At 34.8% G+C, this 16,145-nt stretch carries 21 protein-coding genes; all 21 read right to left on the bottom strand.

What is annotated here, in order from left to right:
• Positions 1-269: 269 nt before the first annotated feature.
• Positions 270-686, bottom strand: coding sequence for a hypothetical protein (locus EKM78_RS10440; protein ID WP_125772013.1), 417 nt, complete (start codon positions 684-686; stop codon positions 270-272).
• Between the two features lie 11 nt (positions 687-697).
• Entirely contained in the window at positions 698-2,104 is a 1,407-nt protein-coding gene (locus tag EKM78_RS10435; protein WP_125772011.1) for a hypothetical protein, read from the bottom strand.
• Positions 2,105-2,380 carry a hypothetical protein gene (locus EKM78_RS10430; protein ID WP_125772009.1) on the bottom strand — a complete coding sequence of 92 codons (276 nt, stop codon included), beginning with the start codon at positions 2,378-2,380 and terminating at the stop codon, positions 2,105-2,107.
• Complete coding sequence (locus EKM78_RS12795; RefSeq protein WP_164507307.1) at positions 2,381-2,524, bottom strand: hypothetical protein; 144 nt, start codon at positions 2,522-2,524, stop codon at positions 2,381-2,383.
• On the bottom strand, positions 2,524-4,200 hold the full coding sequence (locus tag EKM78_RS10425; protein ID WP_125772007.1) for a phage tail spike protein: 1,677 nt from the start codon (positions 4,198-4,200) through the stop codon (positions 2,524-2,526). Before EKM78_RS10425 ends, EKM78_RS12795 begins: the two co-directional genes overlap by 1 nt.
• A complete protein-coding gene (locus EKM78_RS10420) occupies positions 4,197-4,895 on the bottom strand; it encodes a hypothetical protein (RefSeq protein ID WP_211334363.1) in 699 nt (232 codons plus the stop codon). Before EKM78_RS10420 ends, EKM78_RS10425 begins: the two co-directional genes overlap by 4 nt.
• A 58-nt stretch (positions 4,896-4,953) precedes the next feature.
• Positions 4,954-7,650 carry a phage tail protein gene (locus EKM78_RS10415; RefSeq protein WP_125772003.1) on the bottom strand — a complete coding sequence of 899 codons (2,697 nt, stop codon included), beginning with the start codon at positions 7,648-7,650 and terminating at the stop codon, positions 4,954-4,956.
• Complete coding sequence (locus tag EKM78_RS10410; RefSeq protein ID WP_125772001.1) at positions 7,650-8,018, bottom strand: DUF5361 domain-containing protein; 369 nt, start codon at positions 8,016-8,018, stop codon at positions 7,650-7,652. Before EKM78_RS10410 ends, EKM78_RS10415 begins: the two co-directional genes overlap by 1 nt.
• An 11-nt stretch (positions 8,019-8,029) precedes the next feature.
• Positions 8,030-8,293, bottom strand: a complete 264-nt coding sequence (locus tag EKM78_RS10405; RefSeq protein ID WP_125771999.1) for a hypothetical protein — start codon at positions 8,291-8,293, stop codon at positions 8,030-8,032.
• Between the two features lie 20 nt (positions 8,294-8,313).
• Positions 8,314-8,877, bottom strand: a complete 564-nt coding sequence (locus tag EKM78_RS10400) for a phage tail tube protein (protein ID WP_125771997.1) — start codon at positions 8,875-8,877, stop codon at positions 8,314-8,316.
• An 11-nt stretch (positions 8,878-8,888) separates the two neighbouring features.
• Positions 8,889-9,221: a hypothetical protein gene (locus tag EKM78_RS10395; protein ID WP_125771995.1), complete on the bottom strand. Its 333-nt coding sequence runs from the start codon at positions 9,219-9,221 to the stop codon at positions 8,889-8,891.
• Positions 9,221-9,457: a hypothetical protein gene (locus EKM78_RS10390; RefSeq protein ID WP_125771993.1), complete on the bottom strand. Its 237-nt coding sequence runs from the start codon at positions 9,455-9,457 to the stop codon at positions 9,221-9,223. The genes EKM78_RS10395 and EKM78_RS10390 overlap by 1 nt, the downstream gene beginning before the upstream one ends.
• Entirely contained in the window at positions 9,450-9,788 is a 339-nt protein-coding gene (locus tag EKM78_RS10385; protein WP_125771991.1) for a hypothetical protein, read from the bottom strand. Before EKM78_RS10385 ends, EKM78_RS10390 begins: the two co-directional genes overlap by 8 nt.
• Positions 9,775-10,170 carry a phage Gp19/Gp15/Gp42 family protein gene (locus EKM78_RS10380; RefSeq protein ID WP_125771989.1) on the bottom strand — a complete coding sequence of 132 codons (396 nt, stop codon included), beginning with the start codon at positions 10,168-10,170 and terminating at the stop codon, positions 9,775-9,777. The genes EKM78_RS10385 and EKM78_RS10380 overlap by 14 nt, the downstream gene beginning before the upstream one ends.
• 2 nt (positions 10,171-10,172) lie before the next feature.
• Entirely contained in the window at positions 10,173-10,448 is a 276-nt protein-coding gene (locus tag EKM78_RS10375; protein ID WP_125771987.1) for a hypothetical protein, read from the bottom strand.
• Position 10,449: 1 nt separating this feature from the next.
• Positions 10,450-11,340 (bottom strand): phage major capsid family protein, encoded by an 891-nt coding sequence (locus EKM78_RS10370; protein ID WP_125771985.1) that lies wholly within the window; start codon positions 11,338-11,340, stop codon positions 10,450-10,452.
• Positions 11,341-11,344: 4 nt separating this feature from the next.
• On the bottom strand, positions 11,345-11,818 hold the full coding sequence (locus tag EKM78_RS10365) for a capsid assembly scaffolding protein Gp46 family protein (RefSeq protein ID WP_245995059.1): 474 nt from the start codon (positions 11,816-11,818) through the stop codon (positions 11,345-11,347).
• Positions 11,819-11,893: 75 nt separating this feature from the next.
• A complete protein-coding gene (locus EKM78_RS10360) occupies positions 11,894-13,291 on the bottom strand; it encodes a terminase (RefSeq protein WP_125771982.1) in 1,398 nt (465 codons plus the stop codon).
• A gap of 50 nt (positions 13,292-13,341) precedes the next feature.
• The gene (locus tag EKM78_RS10355; protein WP_125771980.1) at positions 13,342-14,100 is read right to left on the bottom strand and encodes a hypothetical protein; all 759 of its coding nucleotides are present in this window, start codon (positions 14,098-14,100) and stop codon (positions 13,342-13,344) included.
• Positions 14,093-15,286 carry a hypothetical protein gene (locus EKM78_RS10350; protein ID WP_425453550.1) on the bottom strand — a complete coding sequence of 398 codons (1,194 nt, stop codon included), beginning with the start codon at positions 15,284-15,286 and terminating at the stop codon, positions 14,093-14,095. Before EKM78_RS10350 ends, EKM78_RS10355 begins: the two co-directional genes overlap by 8 nt.
• Positions 15,287-15,485: 199 nt before the next feature.
• Positions 15,486-15,845 carry an HNH endonuclease gene (locus tag EKM78_RS10345; RefSeq protein WP_425453549.1) on the bottom strand — a complete coding sequence of 120 codons (360 nt, stop codon included), beginning with the start codon at positions 15,843-15,845 and terminating at the stop codon, positions 15,486-15,488.
• Between the last annotated feature and the right edge of the window lie 300 nt (positions 15,846-16,145).

Below are 16,145 nucleotides of genomic sequence, written 5' to 3'. Positions count from 1 at the left end.
CCACGACTTTGACGAATACGGGCATGTGCGGGGATTGATCAATAAAATTATTTTCTAACCCGAATAACATTCCTAGGATAAAAGTCTCCAATCCTGTGATAGTCCAGAACCTGTTCTCTCGCACGTATTTCATGTTGTCACCTTCTTTAGTAGAATTCTACAGAATCAATGAGTGGCCAAATGTATTTCAGTAGTGGTATCGGCAAATTTAAACTTTTTATCGCCGTTGCTAAGATATAGCTTCCTCATAAATAATCATCTCCTCACTTTTACTCATTGTATGCTTCTACAAGAATTGATTCGTAGGCGTATTTTCCCTTGCTTGTGAAAGTCAATTCATTTCCTTCAAGTGTTACAGCGAAATCTCCATAAGCAATATAGCATGGACCATTTTTTAACTCTGAGATATCAATAAGACCATGTGCAACATAACCGTTTATATTAATTGCCTCCACGCGTATTTGAGAGACGTTTTTCCAATCTTTTTCAACTCCAAACGCTTTACAAGTAATTGAATAGCCAGATTTAAGCTGCGTAAAAGATAAACCCAATATTCTCTTAGCCCAGTTTATGTTTTTATCTAAAAGTAAAAGAATAGTTCCACTCTCCAACATTTGACTACCAGATACATCTTTATCTTTATACATCAAACTCTTCACGTCACTACCTCCAAATTTTAAGTCCATTTAAATCACTCCTAATCTGTAATAATATAAAATCTATCTTCCAACGTCCCCGCGGTTTTTGCGGCTTCGTACTCCGCTGATGTCATCATTAGAGCAGTCTTCTCAAACCCATTCAAAGTTGTTGTTAAGTCTTTCTTGTTGACCTTTTTCCCAATAGCCTCGTTGAGTGTTTCCATAGCGGTTTTATTTGATTTCATCAAATCCGATAGCTCTTTAAGAGTGTCCATATCTTGAGGCGCTCCGTTAATTAAATCGGCAATCTTTTGATCGGCATATTTTTGTAAATCATTTTTGAATTTTGCTACTTCATCTTTGGTGTTGTAATTTTCTAATTTTTTATTTGTAGTGGTTTTGTCATAATAATTATCAAAATTAGCACTATTGGAGTCCACATCGGTTCTTAATTTAGTAATATCATTTTTATTGGTCACCATTTGAGTTAAATCAACCGTATCAAGTTGGCCACTAATTTTATCTGCTTGTATTTGTAATGCCGTAGTATCTTTTCCTAAATCAGTTAACTTCTTATTTAAATCAGCTACATCATTAGTTAATAATTTCTTAAAGCTGTCATAATCAGATTGTAGAGTTGAAATAAACTTTTTGAATCTATCTTCAAAATCTGAACCTTGAGCAACATATCGTTTTTCAAAGTCTGCACTTTGGCTAGTAAAATCATTTTCACGTTTTGATTCAGCAGTATCAAAGTCCGCTTGATTAGTTTTATTTTGTTTCTTACCATCAGAAATAACTTTGTTGAAATTATCAGTAATTGTTTTGAACTTTGACTTGTCATTATCCATCAACGTATTGAATTTACTATTAAAATCGTCACGTTGATTCTTAGCATCAGTCTCTGCTTGGATTCTGCTATTGTCATACGCCTGTTCAATTGCTTCTTTATCATCTTGAGCCTTAGCAACAAACTTAGTCATCTTATCAGTTAACTCAACTACTTTTTTATCAATGACAGCATCATATGTGCCAGCTAATGAATTTAAAGCATAAACATAACTCATAGCTTGATTCAAAAGGTCTTCAAAGTCTTGAATATAATTTCCATTAGCTGAACTTGAACCAGTGCCACTTAAAACTTCAATCTTGATATCCGAAGTAGAATCATCACCAATCTTAAAGTAGACACGTCTAAATACACCAGGTTTAACATACATTGCGTCTGGTAAATCCACGCTAAAAGTATTACCTGCTTTAGATGATGCAGCTGCTTTAATTAAAGTTTGGTCGCTTCTTTCAGCAATCAAAGTAACGTCAATATTCGTTAAATCTGGATAGGTCACAAAAGACTTTCCAAGTAATACAGTTAATACATCACCTTTGTCGCCTTGACGAATCTTTAAAGGTAACTCGTAGATTGGAGTTGTCTTGTCTGTATCTAAAACAATTTTTGGTAAACTCATTTAATTACCTCCATTCAAAATATTATTAATTAAACTTCTATCAAAATTAAAAGGTCTATGAAGTTGACCATCAAAATATGTATAGTAATCATGCAACTTTTCAAATAATGGATATTCCAAATCAATTAAATGAACATATGTATATCCTTGTTCGATAATGGTTTCATCTGGCTTAAAATCATTAAACAGCTTGAAACTATATTTGGAATCGCCATCTGATTTAAGATAATCAGCGACGGCTCCAACCTCGTTGGTTTTGATATAAATATTTGCCAATTATTTTTGCTCCTTTTTCAATTTTTCATTTTCTTCTTTGAGATGTTTATTTTTGATAAACAAAATAGAATTCTCAACCTGCATATTAGCCAGCTTTTCGGATATATCTTTAATCACTTCGTTTGCATCTACATTTGAACTCATTATTCTGTTAGCACCTTTCTGCCATTGATTAATAAATTTCCATCACTTGTACCTGTTAATTTAGCACCATCTACCCAGATATAACCACCAGCTTCAGTTGCCATTCCATGAATGCCATCAATATCATGAACAGTAATATTAGGTGTTGAAATACCATAGCTAGTGACTGATGTTTTGGTTGATCCAGAACTTAAAGCAAGACCGGTATCACCAGTAATACTTACACCATGAATTTCACCACCATCGATATAAATACCTGTCATTGATTGACCAACAAATTTATCGGCATATACGTTTCCACGATTATCAATTGCTACTGTCCCTTTTCCATCATAGTAAATACCCTTAGAATTCCAACGCATTCCATAGTTACCCCCCGATTCACTAGCAACAATATCAGTGGGGTTTTCTCTATCAGGAAGGAACCTCATTACATCACGACCACTACCGTTGATATAACTTAACATGTCATCCTTAGTATCATTAACCTTCTTCTTTAACTCATCCATTAACTGTTGTTGATCTTTATCACTATCTTTTAAATCCGAAACATCTTTTTTTGTTTCTTCAACATTCTTATTAATACTATTAATATGGTTATTTTGTTCTGTTTGATAATCAGATGTAGTTGTTGGTTTATCTCCAATTGATACAGTCTTATATCTGTTAAGTAATCCATCCCAAACGGTCTTGATCACTCTAGCTGTTGTATCTATATTGAGATTAGCGAAGTAAACAGTTACCTCATCGCCCATACTTAGTTCATCAACAAAACCTAAATCATCTTTGATATCTTCCATTTCAAAATTCAAAGTAACTTTGGGAATACCAATTTTATTATCAGAAATGTATTTATTCGTTCGAGCTCGTAACTGATCAACTGTTTTAATTTTATCTTGTGAAAAATCTTTAGTTTGAATTCTTAATTTTTCAAATTTATCAGCATTAATTTTAATAATTCGTTCAGGTAGATAGACTATTTTTTCATCATCACCATAACCAGTTTTAGTAAATGGTTTAATTGCTGAATAGGTTTCTGAAATGTTTTCTTCCTGCCGAACCTGAATTAAATCTTTACCATATTGAATAACTTTCCCGGTCTTCTTACCAATCTTAGATTGGTAATTGATTGTATTATTATCAAATAAATACTCACCTTTAAACATCTGTAATAACGAGCCTTTGGCACCACCAAGGGCTTTTTTTGCGTCCGTAATAACTGTCATCGGCCAATCAATATTAGTGGATGTCGTAATATTAGATTTCATTACTAATGAAGGTTCAGGTTGCTCTAAACTACTTTTTAGCAAATTAAAAGCAGCAACCGGAGTTACTGCCGAGGCATTAATGTTCTGCTTTAATGTATTGTAATTTAAATCATTAAGGATATGTGTAGCCGTTACCTCAATCTTGTTATCAATTGATTTTTTCACATCATCAATTCTAAAACGTTGCTTTAAATAATTTTCACCAGCATCCGCAACAATGATCCGTCCCTTTTTAAGTTCACCAGCTATATCACCGGTAGACAAATACGTTAATGATAACTCCGGTAACTCATTGAACTCATTAGTAACTTCTACTTTAATACAATCCGTTAAAACTCCAATTCCCTGAGTCGTAAAGTCATCAGTAGATTTATCAAATAAAACCGGATATTCCATGTATTTCATCATATGTAAGTCCTCCAATTAAATTTAATTGAAACGTCAACATTGGCATTATCCCAACTGATTTTATTTTCGCCGTATTTTAAAATTGGATACTGATAATTAGGAAACATACCAATATTATTTTTTAGACCATTATCATCATAAATACGACGTCTCTCACAGTCAATATAAGCCGTTTTACCAATCTCTGTGAGTTTATATATAATTCCATTGATAGTTAAATTAATCGCTCCAGCGCCCTCAATTTTGAGAATGGGGTAGCTATTTACTGGTTCAGGATTAAATACACTTTGACCCGATTTAACTTTATAATATTCATTAGAATCCATTCTATATTTAAATGGTCCAACATTGAATTTAAATGTAATAGTTGCACATTTAGATGTGACATATGACATTACTGGTGCTTTAGCTAACCTAGCCAAATAATAGTAATTCTCATCCAAGTTATCCTGTAATCTTGAATAACCTTCAAAGTTTTCATCAATATTTAACCAGGTAATTAGATCACGTCTCAGATCCGATAAATTATTATAGAAAGAATCATTAAACCAGCGAATATCAATATAACATTCATAAGTTAGAGTGCCATTCTTATAACGATTATTCGTATTAACAATATCCAGATTCCGACCAGGTACTGAGGTATAACTAACATCTGCATCACCAGCTTCAACTTCAAAATCGTTCTGGATCAACAAATTAAAATCTTTGGAACTTCTATCATTGAACGTAAAGTATCTATCAATCAACTAATCACCTACCAATCCGATTATCATTTTTTTGCCAATTTGTCGCTAGTTGACTGTCTACCTTAGGAGTTAATTCACCCGCTAAAGTTCCAGAATCCAAAACTACTTGATATTGTGGGTCTTTTGATAGAAGTGTCATCATGTCATTCAATTGACTAACAATAGTAGATTCAGAATCATTAGCAGATTGAGCCTGGTTAAAATCAACACTTGTCACCTTACTAATCTGACCTTGGTTTAAACCAAAGGATCCTATTGATGAATCCATTTCATCACTAATAAAACCAGCCATTGAATTAACATTTGATTTAACATCTTTAAATGCTTCAGATAGTCCGTTATTCAAACCACCCATAATAGCTTGTCCGGCTGGAATAAGTAACTTTTTATCATAACTAATTGGACCTTTATGTTTCCCAATCCATGGACCAATACCAGAGACGAACTTTTTAACACTGTCCCATTTTGAACGTAATCCACCAAGAAAACTTTTCATTATTGCGCGACCGTTAGCACGTAAATTTGCTTTAGCTCCATCTTTAACAGCTTTGGCATTACTCTTACCAGCGGATCTTGAATCTTTTTTTCTACCAAGTAATCCATCAACGAACCAGCCAATTAATTTACCACCAGAATCAATAATTGTTCTCATTGCCGTACCTACTGATGTGACAAATGCTTGAATTATTTTAGTAGCAGCGTCTGCCATCTTTTTTTGATTATCAATAATGGCATTAGCAAATTTAATTATTAAATTCAACGCTGCTTCAACGATTTTCCCTAGGTTATCGGCGATTCCATCAACAAATGTCACAATGACATTTACAGCTGCAGCAATAATTTTAGGTAAATTTTCAGTAATACCATTAAATAGATTAACTATGAATTCAGTACCCTTAGCTAGAATCTGTGGTAAACCTTTTGCAAGCCCACCAATGAATTTAACCATAATATCAATCGACACAGCTATGATCTTAGAAATATTATCATTAATACCATTTAATAACGACATGATCATATTCATACCAGTATCAATTAATTGTGGCATTAAAGTATTAATCGCCGTCAAAATACCGGATCCCATAACTACAAACGATTGAATAATTAAAGGGGCGTTAGTAATGACTGAAGTTAGAAAACTTGTCATCATAGCACTTAATCCCAAGCCCAAATTAGTAAACATCGGAAGTAACTGGCTTGATACAGTCGTTAATTGAACAAACGATGAATTCAACAATGCAAAACTTGATATCAATGCTGCAATTCCAGCAGAGGCTACACCGATACCAATACCAGCCGAAAGAACCGCAGTACCGAATGCAGTCATCCCTGAAGCGCCGGCGGTAAAAGCTGGTGCCGCTAAAGCAAACGCTGCGACCAATCCTCCAAGAGTAATTCCAAATGTAGACATTGCCAGAATACCATCAGTACCAGTTTTGGCAAGTCCGGTCATAGCAAAAGTGAGTGCTGCTAAACCTGTGGTTGCAATCCCAACACCAGCACCGACTTTTAATATTGATGTGGCAAACGATGAAAAATTGCTTGCAACAGTTTTAACGATTCCACCTAATCCAGTAAATATTCCACCGATTGGTTTTAGCGCTGAACCGAAACCAGTAAAAATACCAGACAATGGTTTAACCACAAAACCTAATTTACTAAAAACTCTACCAAGTAACTTCAAACCAGCAGGTACACTGAATGTTCCTAAAACAGCCAATGCTGGTTTCAAGTATTTAGTAAAATCAAAAGACCCGCTAAAGGCTTTATCAAACATATTGTTGACTCCCGATTTAATTAACGGGATAGCAGTTTCAATAAATGTAACCAATGCACCAGGTAACGCTTTAAGAATATTACCGATCATTGGAATAAAGTTATTGAATATAAAGTTAGATGTAGTTTTTGCCAATGCCTTTAGCGATGGCTTGATATCTCTACCTAATGCGATATTACCCAAAAAGTTTTTTGCTGCGGCTTTCATAGAATCAAAAGATCCACTAAATGTACTAGCAGCTTCTTCAGCAGTTGTACCAGTAATATCAAGTTTGCCTTGAATTGCATGAATCGCATTATAAACATCTGAAAGATTACTAATATCGTACTTCTTACCAGTCAACTTAGTAGCATCTTTAAGAAGTCGTTCCATTTCTTCCTTAGTACCACCATAACCAAGTTTCAAGTTATCAAGCATAGTGTAATTTTGCTTAGCAAAACCTTGATACGCATTCTGAATATCGCCCATATTACTGCCAAACTTATTGGCGTTATCGCTCATATCAATCATAGCCATATTAGCTACCTTAGCTGCTTTGCCAGTATTACCACCTAATGATTGCAATAGACTGGCTGAAAAGCTAGTTACATTTTCCATATAGTCATTAGCAGACATACCCGCAGTTTTATAGGCTTGTGCAGCATATTTCTTTACCTTACCAGCTGATTTTTTAAATAGTGTTTCTACACCACCAAGTGATTGTTGTAGCTTGGCACCTTCACTAATAGATGCACCAATAGCCTTACCAATACCAGCTGTAACAATTGCGCCTTTCACAACTGATATCAATTTACTACTCAACGATTTACCTGCACTTGAACCAGCGGCTGCTGTTTCTGGATCTAATTGACCTTTTAATGCGCCACGAATGCCCTTAGCTGATGGAATAATTTGAACATATGCTTTTCCTAATTCAGTTGCCATTAATTATTTCCTCCTTTCATCAATAACTTTTTACGCTCTTTTGCAAAATCCTTGCCTGAACTAAATATGGCTTCTTTTTTCTCTTTAGGTTTTTCAAATAGTGATGACCAAAGAACTGGTCTATTTCTATTTTTTTGAGCATCCTTAGTTTTGGACCAAAGAAGTAATTTCAAGCTGTCCGCAATAGACACCATAAGCATTTCTTCTAAGTTCAACTTTTGATTTCTTAATTTCATTTTGATTCTCGAATCATCTTTTAAACCTAAAGAAAAAACAGCTACCTTGGTTAAAGGTAACTGTTTAAAGTCATATATTTGATATGTCTCTGCTAAGTCACACAAAAGTGCATCCTTATCAAATTTCAACATATAGGCAAGGATTAAGAGTTTTTTACTTGAGTTTGGTTTTCAAAGATTTCTTGAATTTCAGCGGTCATTTTTTCCATAGAAACCAACCCTTCTTTGTCTGCCAAATGTTTCTTTAGTTTCTCGGTTTGTTCTTCACCAAATAGAAGTTTTAAAACTTTTGGCATAATTAGTGGATTAGTTTCAATATCACTGATGGCTTCTAATAACTCATAATTATCTAACCTTTTTTCAGGAATTAAATAATTAAACCCTGATTTAGTCTTACCCTTCATCATATTAATTACTCTCCCTTATCTTATAATTGTGTTTCTGGTTTATTGATATATTCGTAATGATTATTTCCAACTTTATCTGGTGAGGCAGTAAACGTTGTTTCAAATCCAACAGCGTCTTCATCTCCATATGTAATATCCCCAATTTCAGAAATCGTACCATTAGGAATAACAATACGTTTTAATACTCCACCTTTTAGAATCATGTCAAAGACTAAAATATGTGGCTCATATTCATCTGAATTGGCATTAATTTTAATTCCTGTCTCTAAATCCCCAGTAACGTTCTTTTCTCCATATACCTCTTTTAAAACATCAATATTCATTGATTCGATTAGAGTGTATTGAAATGTATCTTCCTTACCCTTCTGAACGACAGAGACGGTATCACCACCCCAAGCCTTGATTGAATCAGAATCAGGGCTATTTGTATTTGTTAGTCCATCTTCTGAAATATAACCTAATGGTTTAAAATCATCAGTCAAATCTTTAATAGCATCTGTTGGAAGTGCAGTATTTAAAGGTGCCGTATATGCAGCACCACCAACTTTTGGTTTAGCAGTTGAAACATTTTGTGTATCTGACATTATTCGTCCTCCTAATATTTAAAATCATAAATCGCTTGATAGCGATATTCTTTTGTTTCTGGGTCCGTAAAGTTATAATCTGAATTCAATTTAGCTTTACTGATATCTGTGAAATAAATCATTTCATTTAAACATGCTTTAAGTTTTACATTTAACTTAGCCGCTTCATAAAGGCTTTCTGCATAACATTGAAATGCAATTGTTGCAGAATCAATATGATTAGTCTCTGACCCGCCTGTTTTTTCAAAAATAATATAGCGCTCGGGGGGGTTCTCTGGTCTTTCTAAAAAAGACGGTTCTGTAAAATGACCGTCCAAATAATTTTTAATTATTTCTTCAATCATTAATGCACCGCCTTTAGTAGCGTATTATTTTTTGAATTATCTTTTCTAGCCTTATAACTATCAGCATAGACACTAGCATTTACACGATTTTTCCCAACATAAGTATCTTGTGCATATCCATCACCAGCTGATTTTCTAATTGAAGTAGCTTTTTCTTCCAAAATTTTTTGCATTTTGGATGATTTTAATAGTTGTCCTACACCAGAAGTATTAAGTACAAATTTATTCTTAGCCATAATATTCCACTGTCACTTTCTTGTTCCAGTCAAGCGGAATCATATCTTCAATTCCTTCAAGTGGAACTCCAATTGTTCGCCATGTTTTTCCAAAGAATTGAACCTTTTTATCGATCCAATCATGAGTATCACCTTTAGGAATTGCTAAATCATAAACAGCCTTCTTACCGGTCAAATTCAATTCGTTAGTAACATCATCAGTTGATGTAGGACTAACTAAGACATTCTGAATTTCAATTGGTTTTTCCTTAAAAAGGAGTTTTCCAAATCCGTCAGTGCCATCTTCAACTTTATCCATTAAAATAACGGCAATTCCTTTAATTTGTGTCATAAGGTTCCATCACCCCGTATCTTTGACGTCTTAAACCCAATCTGGTTAATTCGGAATTCTTAATGAATAAACCACCGCCAGGAACTAAATATGAACCTGACCATAAATATCCCATAGCGGCTTCACTAGCCTGTGTCATTGGTTCTTGGCTCGTAGATGTCATTAGAGTGCGTGCCACAACATCAACTGTTACAGACTTAACCACCGTTGCATAAGACAAACGCTCATCAACCATCTGATCTAAATTTTTACCAACCTTGATTGCAGCTTCACGTAATGAATCAGAAACCACAGATAGCAATTTTTTAGCACGCTCAATTTCATCAGGTTGAAGTTTACGCCACATTTTTTCTAAGTCATCAATAGTTGCGAATGAATCCATCGTTACTTACCTTTCATCATCAAATCATAAAGAACCTGTTTCTTGTCACTAACATTGTATTTAATTCCAAAAGCATCAAGCTCTTTCATAATCTGATCCTTTGTAATATTATTCGGCACATTATCAGCTTCAGTGTCATTGACCGGAGTATTTTCAGGTTGCTTTGATTTAATCTTTGGCGGGATTTTCGTGGGTTTTCCTACTTCTATCCAATTACTACCACTAATTTTTGAATCAACATCAATAATCACTTGAGTTTTAATGTTCTGATATTTCATGTTATCCCTCCGTAGTTAGTTTGATTACACGAGCAAAACTAGCACCGTCCATGATTCCCCAGCCTAAGTAAGTTTCAGAACGTAGATAAACTTGGTTATATCCTTTCAAATCTTTACCTGAATTATCAGGATCACCGTATTGAATTACATCCATTGGAATTTGTTTTGAAAAGCCCCATTGGAACATATTTGTGAAATCTCCAAGAATAGCATAATCGTCTGAACCTGCCGAAACAGTGTTGTTAATATCTGTTTGTAAACCATTGATTGAACCAGGATTTGCACCCCAAGCAAGTGTTGGGAATAGGCGATTATTATTTCCGTCACGCATTTGAGCTAATGCAGATGAAAATTGTGAATCAATTGCCATACCTGTAATTAGATTATCTGATCCCTGAATCAGTTTAACGGCATCTTCAATATTCTTATCAGGATCCTTTTCATCAAACTCAACAGTTTGAGTAACTTTTTTATCTAAAGAATTATCACCAATAATTGTAGATGCCTCTTTAGTACGTGGATTAATTCCATGAAATACCATCAAATCCAAACCACGGGCTAATTTCTTAGCATAACCATCATTAAATGATTTTAGAATATCAATTTTTTCTTCCTCTGTAGCATACATAAATTCATCAGAAACACGTGCGCCATATTCAACCTTGAGTGGAACAATCGTTACTGGTGCAAGTGATGCCCCGCCTTCTGTTTTCTTACCATTTTCGGCAACGATATCAATATCATTATCCATCGTAAATGTGAATTCTTTTTGACCATTAAATGGAATTGGCTTTTGACCTGATAAAAGTGCAAGTGAACTTCTCCCCTTAACTTTATCAATCAAATCTGTTACTAATGTTGGTTCAAATAAGTTTCCCTTTGATGTTGTCATATTTTTATTCTCCTTCGATTCCTAGATTATTAATCATATTTTTATAAGCATTATTTTCATCTGAACCTGTATTTGGTTCAGTTGCTTTTAACGGTGGTACTGGATCACTTGGTTTAACAAAACCAGCTAATCTTTGAGCGTCTTTCGTTAAATCTTCTTCACTGTCACCAACCAAACGATCTGCTAAATCATATGGAAGACCGTTATCTAAAGCGACCTTTGTTCTAAGTTTTTCTGTTTCAAAACCTTTAATCTTTGAATTCAAATTATCAATATTCTTATCATAATCAGAATATTTTTCCTTGTTAGCACTAATAGTTGATTTTAGTGAGGTGTTCTCACTTGTCAGTGTTGATACTTGTTTCTTCAAATCGTCATAATCAGCATATTTCTTATTCAAAGTATCTTTCTCTCTATTGATACGTTCTGAAACTGCCTTATCAAAATCTTCTTGTGTTTCAATTGCTTTAAAAGCCATAATTTAAAATCCTTTCTCCCACTTACCCGGTGGTATCGGTAATTTTGGTATAAAAATAGACGTATTAATAAACGTCTAGTATCGTACCTGTTGTTTTTGTTTGGGCTTATCAATAGCGCAAGCCCAGTGTGCTAGTAAAGCACTATCCATTAAACTAATATCCATATCATCAAATTGCGACTTGTAACCAAAACCACCACTTGAACCGATATTGCGTTTTTCTGAGTTAGTCACTACCACTTTTAATGATGGTTGATTACTATGACAAATCGATTGCTGATAAATACCTTGTTCCCACATTGAATTCGCATTAATTACTTCCCTAACCGTCGGCAATATTGGTGGCTTCAATCTAAAGTCTTTCATTTCTGCAGCCAGGATATTTTGACCACTAGCACCATCAATCACAACTTTTTTTATATCTGCAGTTCGCAAAAAATTAATGATCCAATTATTACCGTTTCGAACGCTTTGGCAATCAATGGTTTCAATGAAAATCTTTCCTGAAAGAGTGTGAACTGCAATACTCATCGCAACATTGGAACCATCATTGCCGTATTTAATTCCAACATATAAAGGACCTTTTAAAATCGGCAAAGAATGAACCTTCAATTCATTCCACTCGTTTTCTGATATAGCGGATTTTTGATTATATTTAATCCAAAGACCCAGTCGCTGAATATTAAAGTCAATCTCATCAGAACCAATCTCATCTTGAACTGATCGTTCAGTGAAGATTGTCCCTAGTGATGGGTTAGTCTTATACCAAAGTTCACGATCCCGAATATTTGATTGATCTTCAACTGACCATTCTGCCCAGCCAGCGTTTTCAACTTTGCCTTCTAAAACAGCATTTCTAAAGCCAACAAATACAGTACCTGAAGATAAAGGCGTTGGCGGTGTTCCACATAAAATTGTTTGTGGGTTGTCTGAATCGGTAACAACATATTTCAATGCTGATTCTTGATCAGTCGTATATTCTTGAGCTTCATCAATTACTAGTAAGTCAAAACCTTCACCAAGTCCACCTGTTGAGGTACGAGTTCTAAACTCAATACGTCCACCGGTATCAGGTAAAGCAACTCTTTCACGTCCTGTCGCTTTTAATGACCTATATTTAATACCAGCATTATCAAGCAATTTTAAAACTCGCTCCCAGGATGAATGTGAGGTTGTGGTTCTATGCGCTGTATGAAGAATCTGTTCCCCGTTTAAAAGTCCTTGAATTTCACGGATAACGATCAATTCGGTTTTACCATTACGACGTGGGATAGAATATCCAAACTTTGTATGAACCCAAAGACCATCATCATTGACCGCAAACAAATCTTTTGCTAATTCAACTTGCCATTCTTGAGCAGTACGTCCCGACTTTTCATAGTTTTCAATTGCAGTTTGATATACAGATTTAGTAAATGGAAGTATTACCGATTGAGTAGGATGTTGATTACCAAGTTTTACTTCAGTAGTCATAGTTATCCTCCTTCAATCACCGCAGTTTAGAGACATGCTTAGGTCAAATTTTATTTTTTCTTCAAGTTTAATGTTTTACGTTTCTCTATTGCTTCGATTTTTTTTGGATCAACCCATTCTTTAGTCCAAACGTTTTGTTTCCTTCCGTCACCGGGATCATAGCTCACAATACAGCGACAACGCTCATGCCTGCGGTAGATATCATTAGGTGCTTCTTTATAAGAGTAAGTACCAGCTAAATTTTTGCACCAATCGCAAGCGTTACCGATTAATCTTCTTGTAATTTTCGGCTTCAGCCCCGTTTTAGATTGAAACTCAACATTTTTTTGAATTGAATCATCAACTATCGATTGAGTAAAAGTTACAAGTGGTTCATTTAAAATCCAATTGATATCATCAAATTTTTCAGCATTAGTAAGTCGTTCAACAATTCCTTTAACCTTTTCTTGATTAAAGTTAGGGATTTGCGCCTTTAAGTGCAAGTTTGCTTTTTCATTCAATTGTTTTTGAACATCTTCAGCATAGCCAGAAACGACATCATAATTATTTTTTAAAGTGTGATTCATCAAACGGTCCGAAATATTAAAGTACATTTTTCCGTCCGGTAAAACATCAGCAGTAACAAATTCATTGATTGCTTTTGATGAATTAGTACCGATCTCAATCGCTAATTTATTCACATCTTCATAAGTTGCCATGCCAGATTTTAATTTCTTAACAACCGATTTAATAACTGCACTTTTAGCATTATCATTTTTAAATTTCTCATCAATAGATTTTAAAAGTTCAGGAATAATATCTTTATCCATTCTTATCACCTGTTTCAATTGGTGGTTCCTGATCAGAGCCCTTTACCCCAGTAATCTCACGAACAGTTTCTTTATCTATGAACCCCGGAATAGCTTGATTCAATTTAATAGCACCATCACCAATAATTGAAAGCATATTGGCATCTGCTTCGAACAGCGGATTCCATCTAGGTACTGTATTCATGAATTGTGAACGTTCATATTGATAATCATCTCTTAAACATGCACCTAGGTATGCAACGTTCAATAAACCTGAACCAAATGAACGTTGTGCCTTTCGTCCAGCTAACCTTAAGTTCTCATGACTTGCCTTAATGGCTTCAACACTTGATGGATTTTCTGATATAAATCCCAAATCATCAATTGTCAATCCCATTTCACCAGCAAAACCAGCAGCTGCAGTTTTAAGCTGTTCAGTAAATGGTGTCATTGATGATGTTGTGAATTGTCCAAGTTTAGGACTATCACCATCATCATCTTTAGTAAATTGAAGCATTGAAGAAATAGCCGCTTTCCATGAATCCATTGGTTCAGCTTCATTACTCAACCCGACAACATATTTTTGAGGGAACGAATAAAATTCTGCAGTAATATCTGCACGTTCCAAAGTACGTTTAGCGTATTTTTGGTAATACATTCCTGATCTAGTAATTCTAGAACGTCCAAAAGGTCTAACGGCATCTGGTCTATGAATTATTGGTACTAATAACGGATGATTAGTTGGATTAGTGATATTGGTTACTGTTTTTCCATCAATAAATGTGGTTAATTGTGGTAAAAAGTATGCTTCACTAATCGGATTACCATAATCATCGCGTTTCAAAACCGCATACCCTTCGGTTAGCAATCCAGTGATTGGGTCAATAATTCCAGTTGCATTACTTGCCTCAATAACTTGCAATCGTATCCGATCTTCCGCTTTTGAAATATAAACGAATGAACACGAACCAATCAGCGCCGATAAAACTGCAGAATCAAAAAATACATCGGGATTATTAGCATTAAAAATTTCATTTACTTCAAAATCATCATTATCAAAATCACGGAATACCAAACGATCGGCCAAACTATCCACACCTTTAGCACACCATCCCAAAATTGAACGATATTGATTTCTAATTTCCGGTGGAATAGTAATACCTGGTTCATTTTCATAGTGTTTCATTGCATATTGCTCATATCGCATATTCACTCTAAAACGCTTATGTGACAGCTTATTTCTAAGATACTCAATGCCTTTATATGCCAATATATATCAACTCCTTTAAAATTTATGAGAAAAAATGTACAGTGACGGCGTGAAGCTCGGCTGTGAGCCGTCAGGGGGTCTCATGCCCCCTTTAAAATCTTGGCTCAATCAGAATCATTAAATTGTTTCAAACAGCTTATGAACGGTATTTAGACCAATCTAATGATTGAGGTAAATTTCTATTACCAATAGTTTTTACATCAACACTTTTATTTTCTTTATTTTTAAATAACTTGTCTGACTTCTGTCTGTTACAACTCCAATGAGCGAGCTGTAGGTTGTCCATGTCACTTGGATGTCCACCTTTATTTATTGGAATGATGTGATCAATAACAGCACTCATTGGATCAGGATACTTTAAACGTTTGTCTACCGGTCTGCCACAGATGCCACAGACCGATTGTGTTTTGAGTATGATCTTCTTATTCTTTTCAAAGGCAACTCGATGTTGTCCAATCCTATCAGCTCTAAGTGTCATTGATAGTGGTCCTTTCATAGATGGGTATATTAAATAGTATGGTAGGTCTTATTTATTAGGGTGGGTACTATTTGTTAGATGAGGGTATAAAAATAGACCACCGACACCAGGGTTATTAAGGTGTGGGGGTCTTAATTAAAACAATGTACTTAATAAGTACAGGGGGGGATATAGTCAGATGTGGAATCGAACCTGCATACTTGCTAGCGTATAGTATATCCACACCACTGGATACATCCCGCCGAGGAGGATTCTATGAATAAGGGATGGATACACTCCCGGTATGTATATCCAATGAGGATCAGTGGAATCGAACCA

Source organism: Companilactobacillus furfuricola (assembly GCF_003946325.1).
GTDB classification, from domain to species: domain Bacteria; phylum Bacillota; class Bacilli; order Lactobacillales; family Lactobacillaceae; genus Companilactobacillus; species Companilactobacillus furfuricola.
The sequence above is the reverse complement of the archived record's forward strand: the minus strand, read 5'-3'. Positions and strand labels throughout refer to the sequence as shown.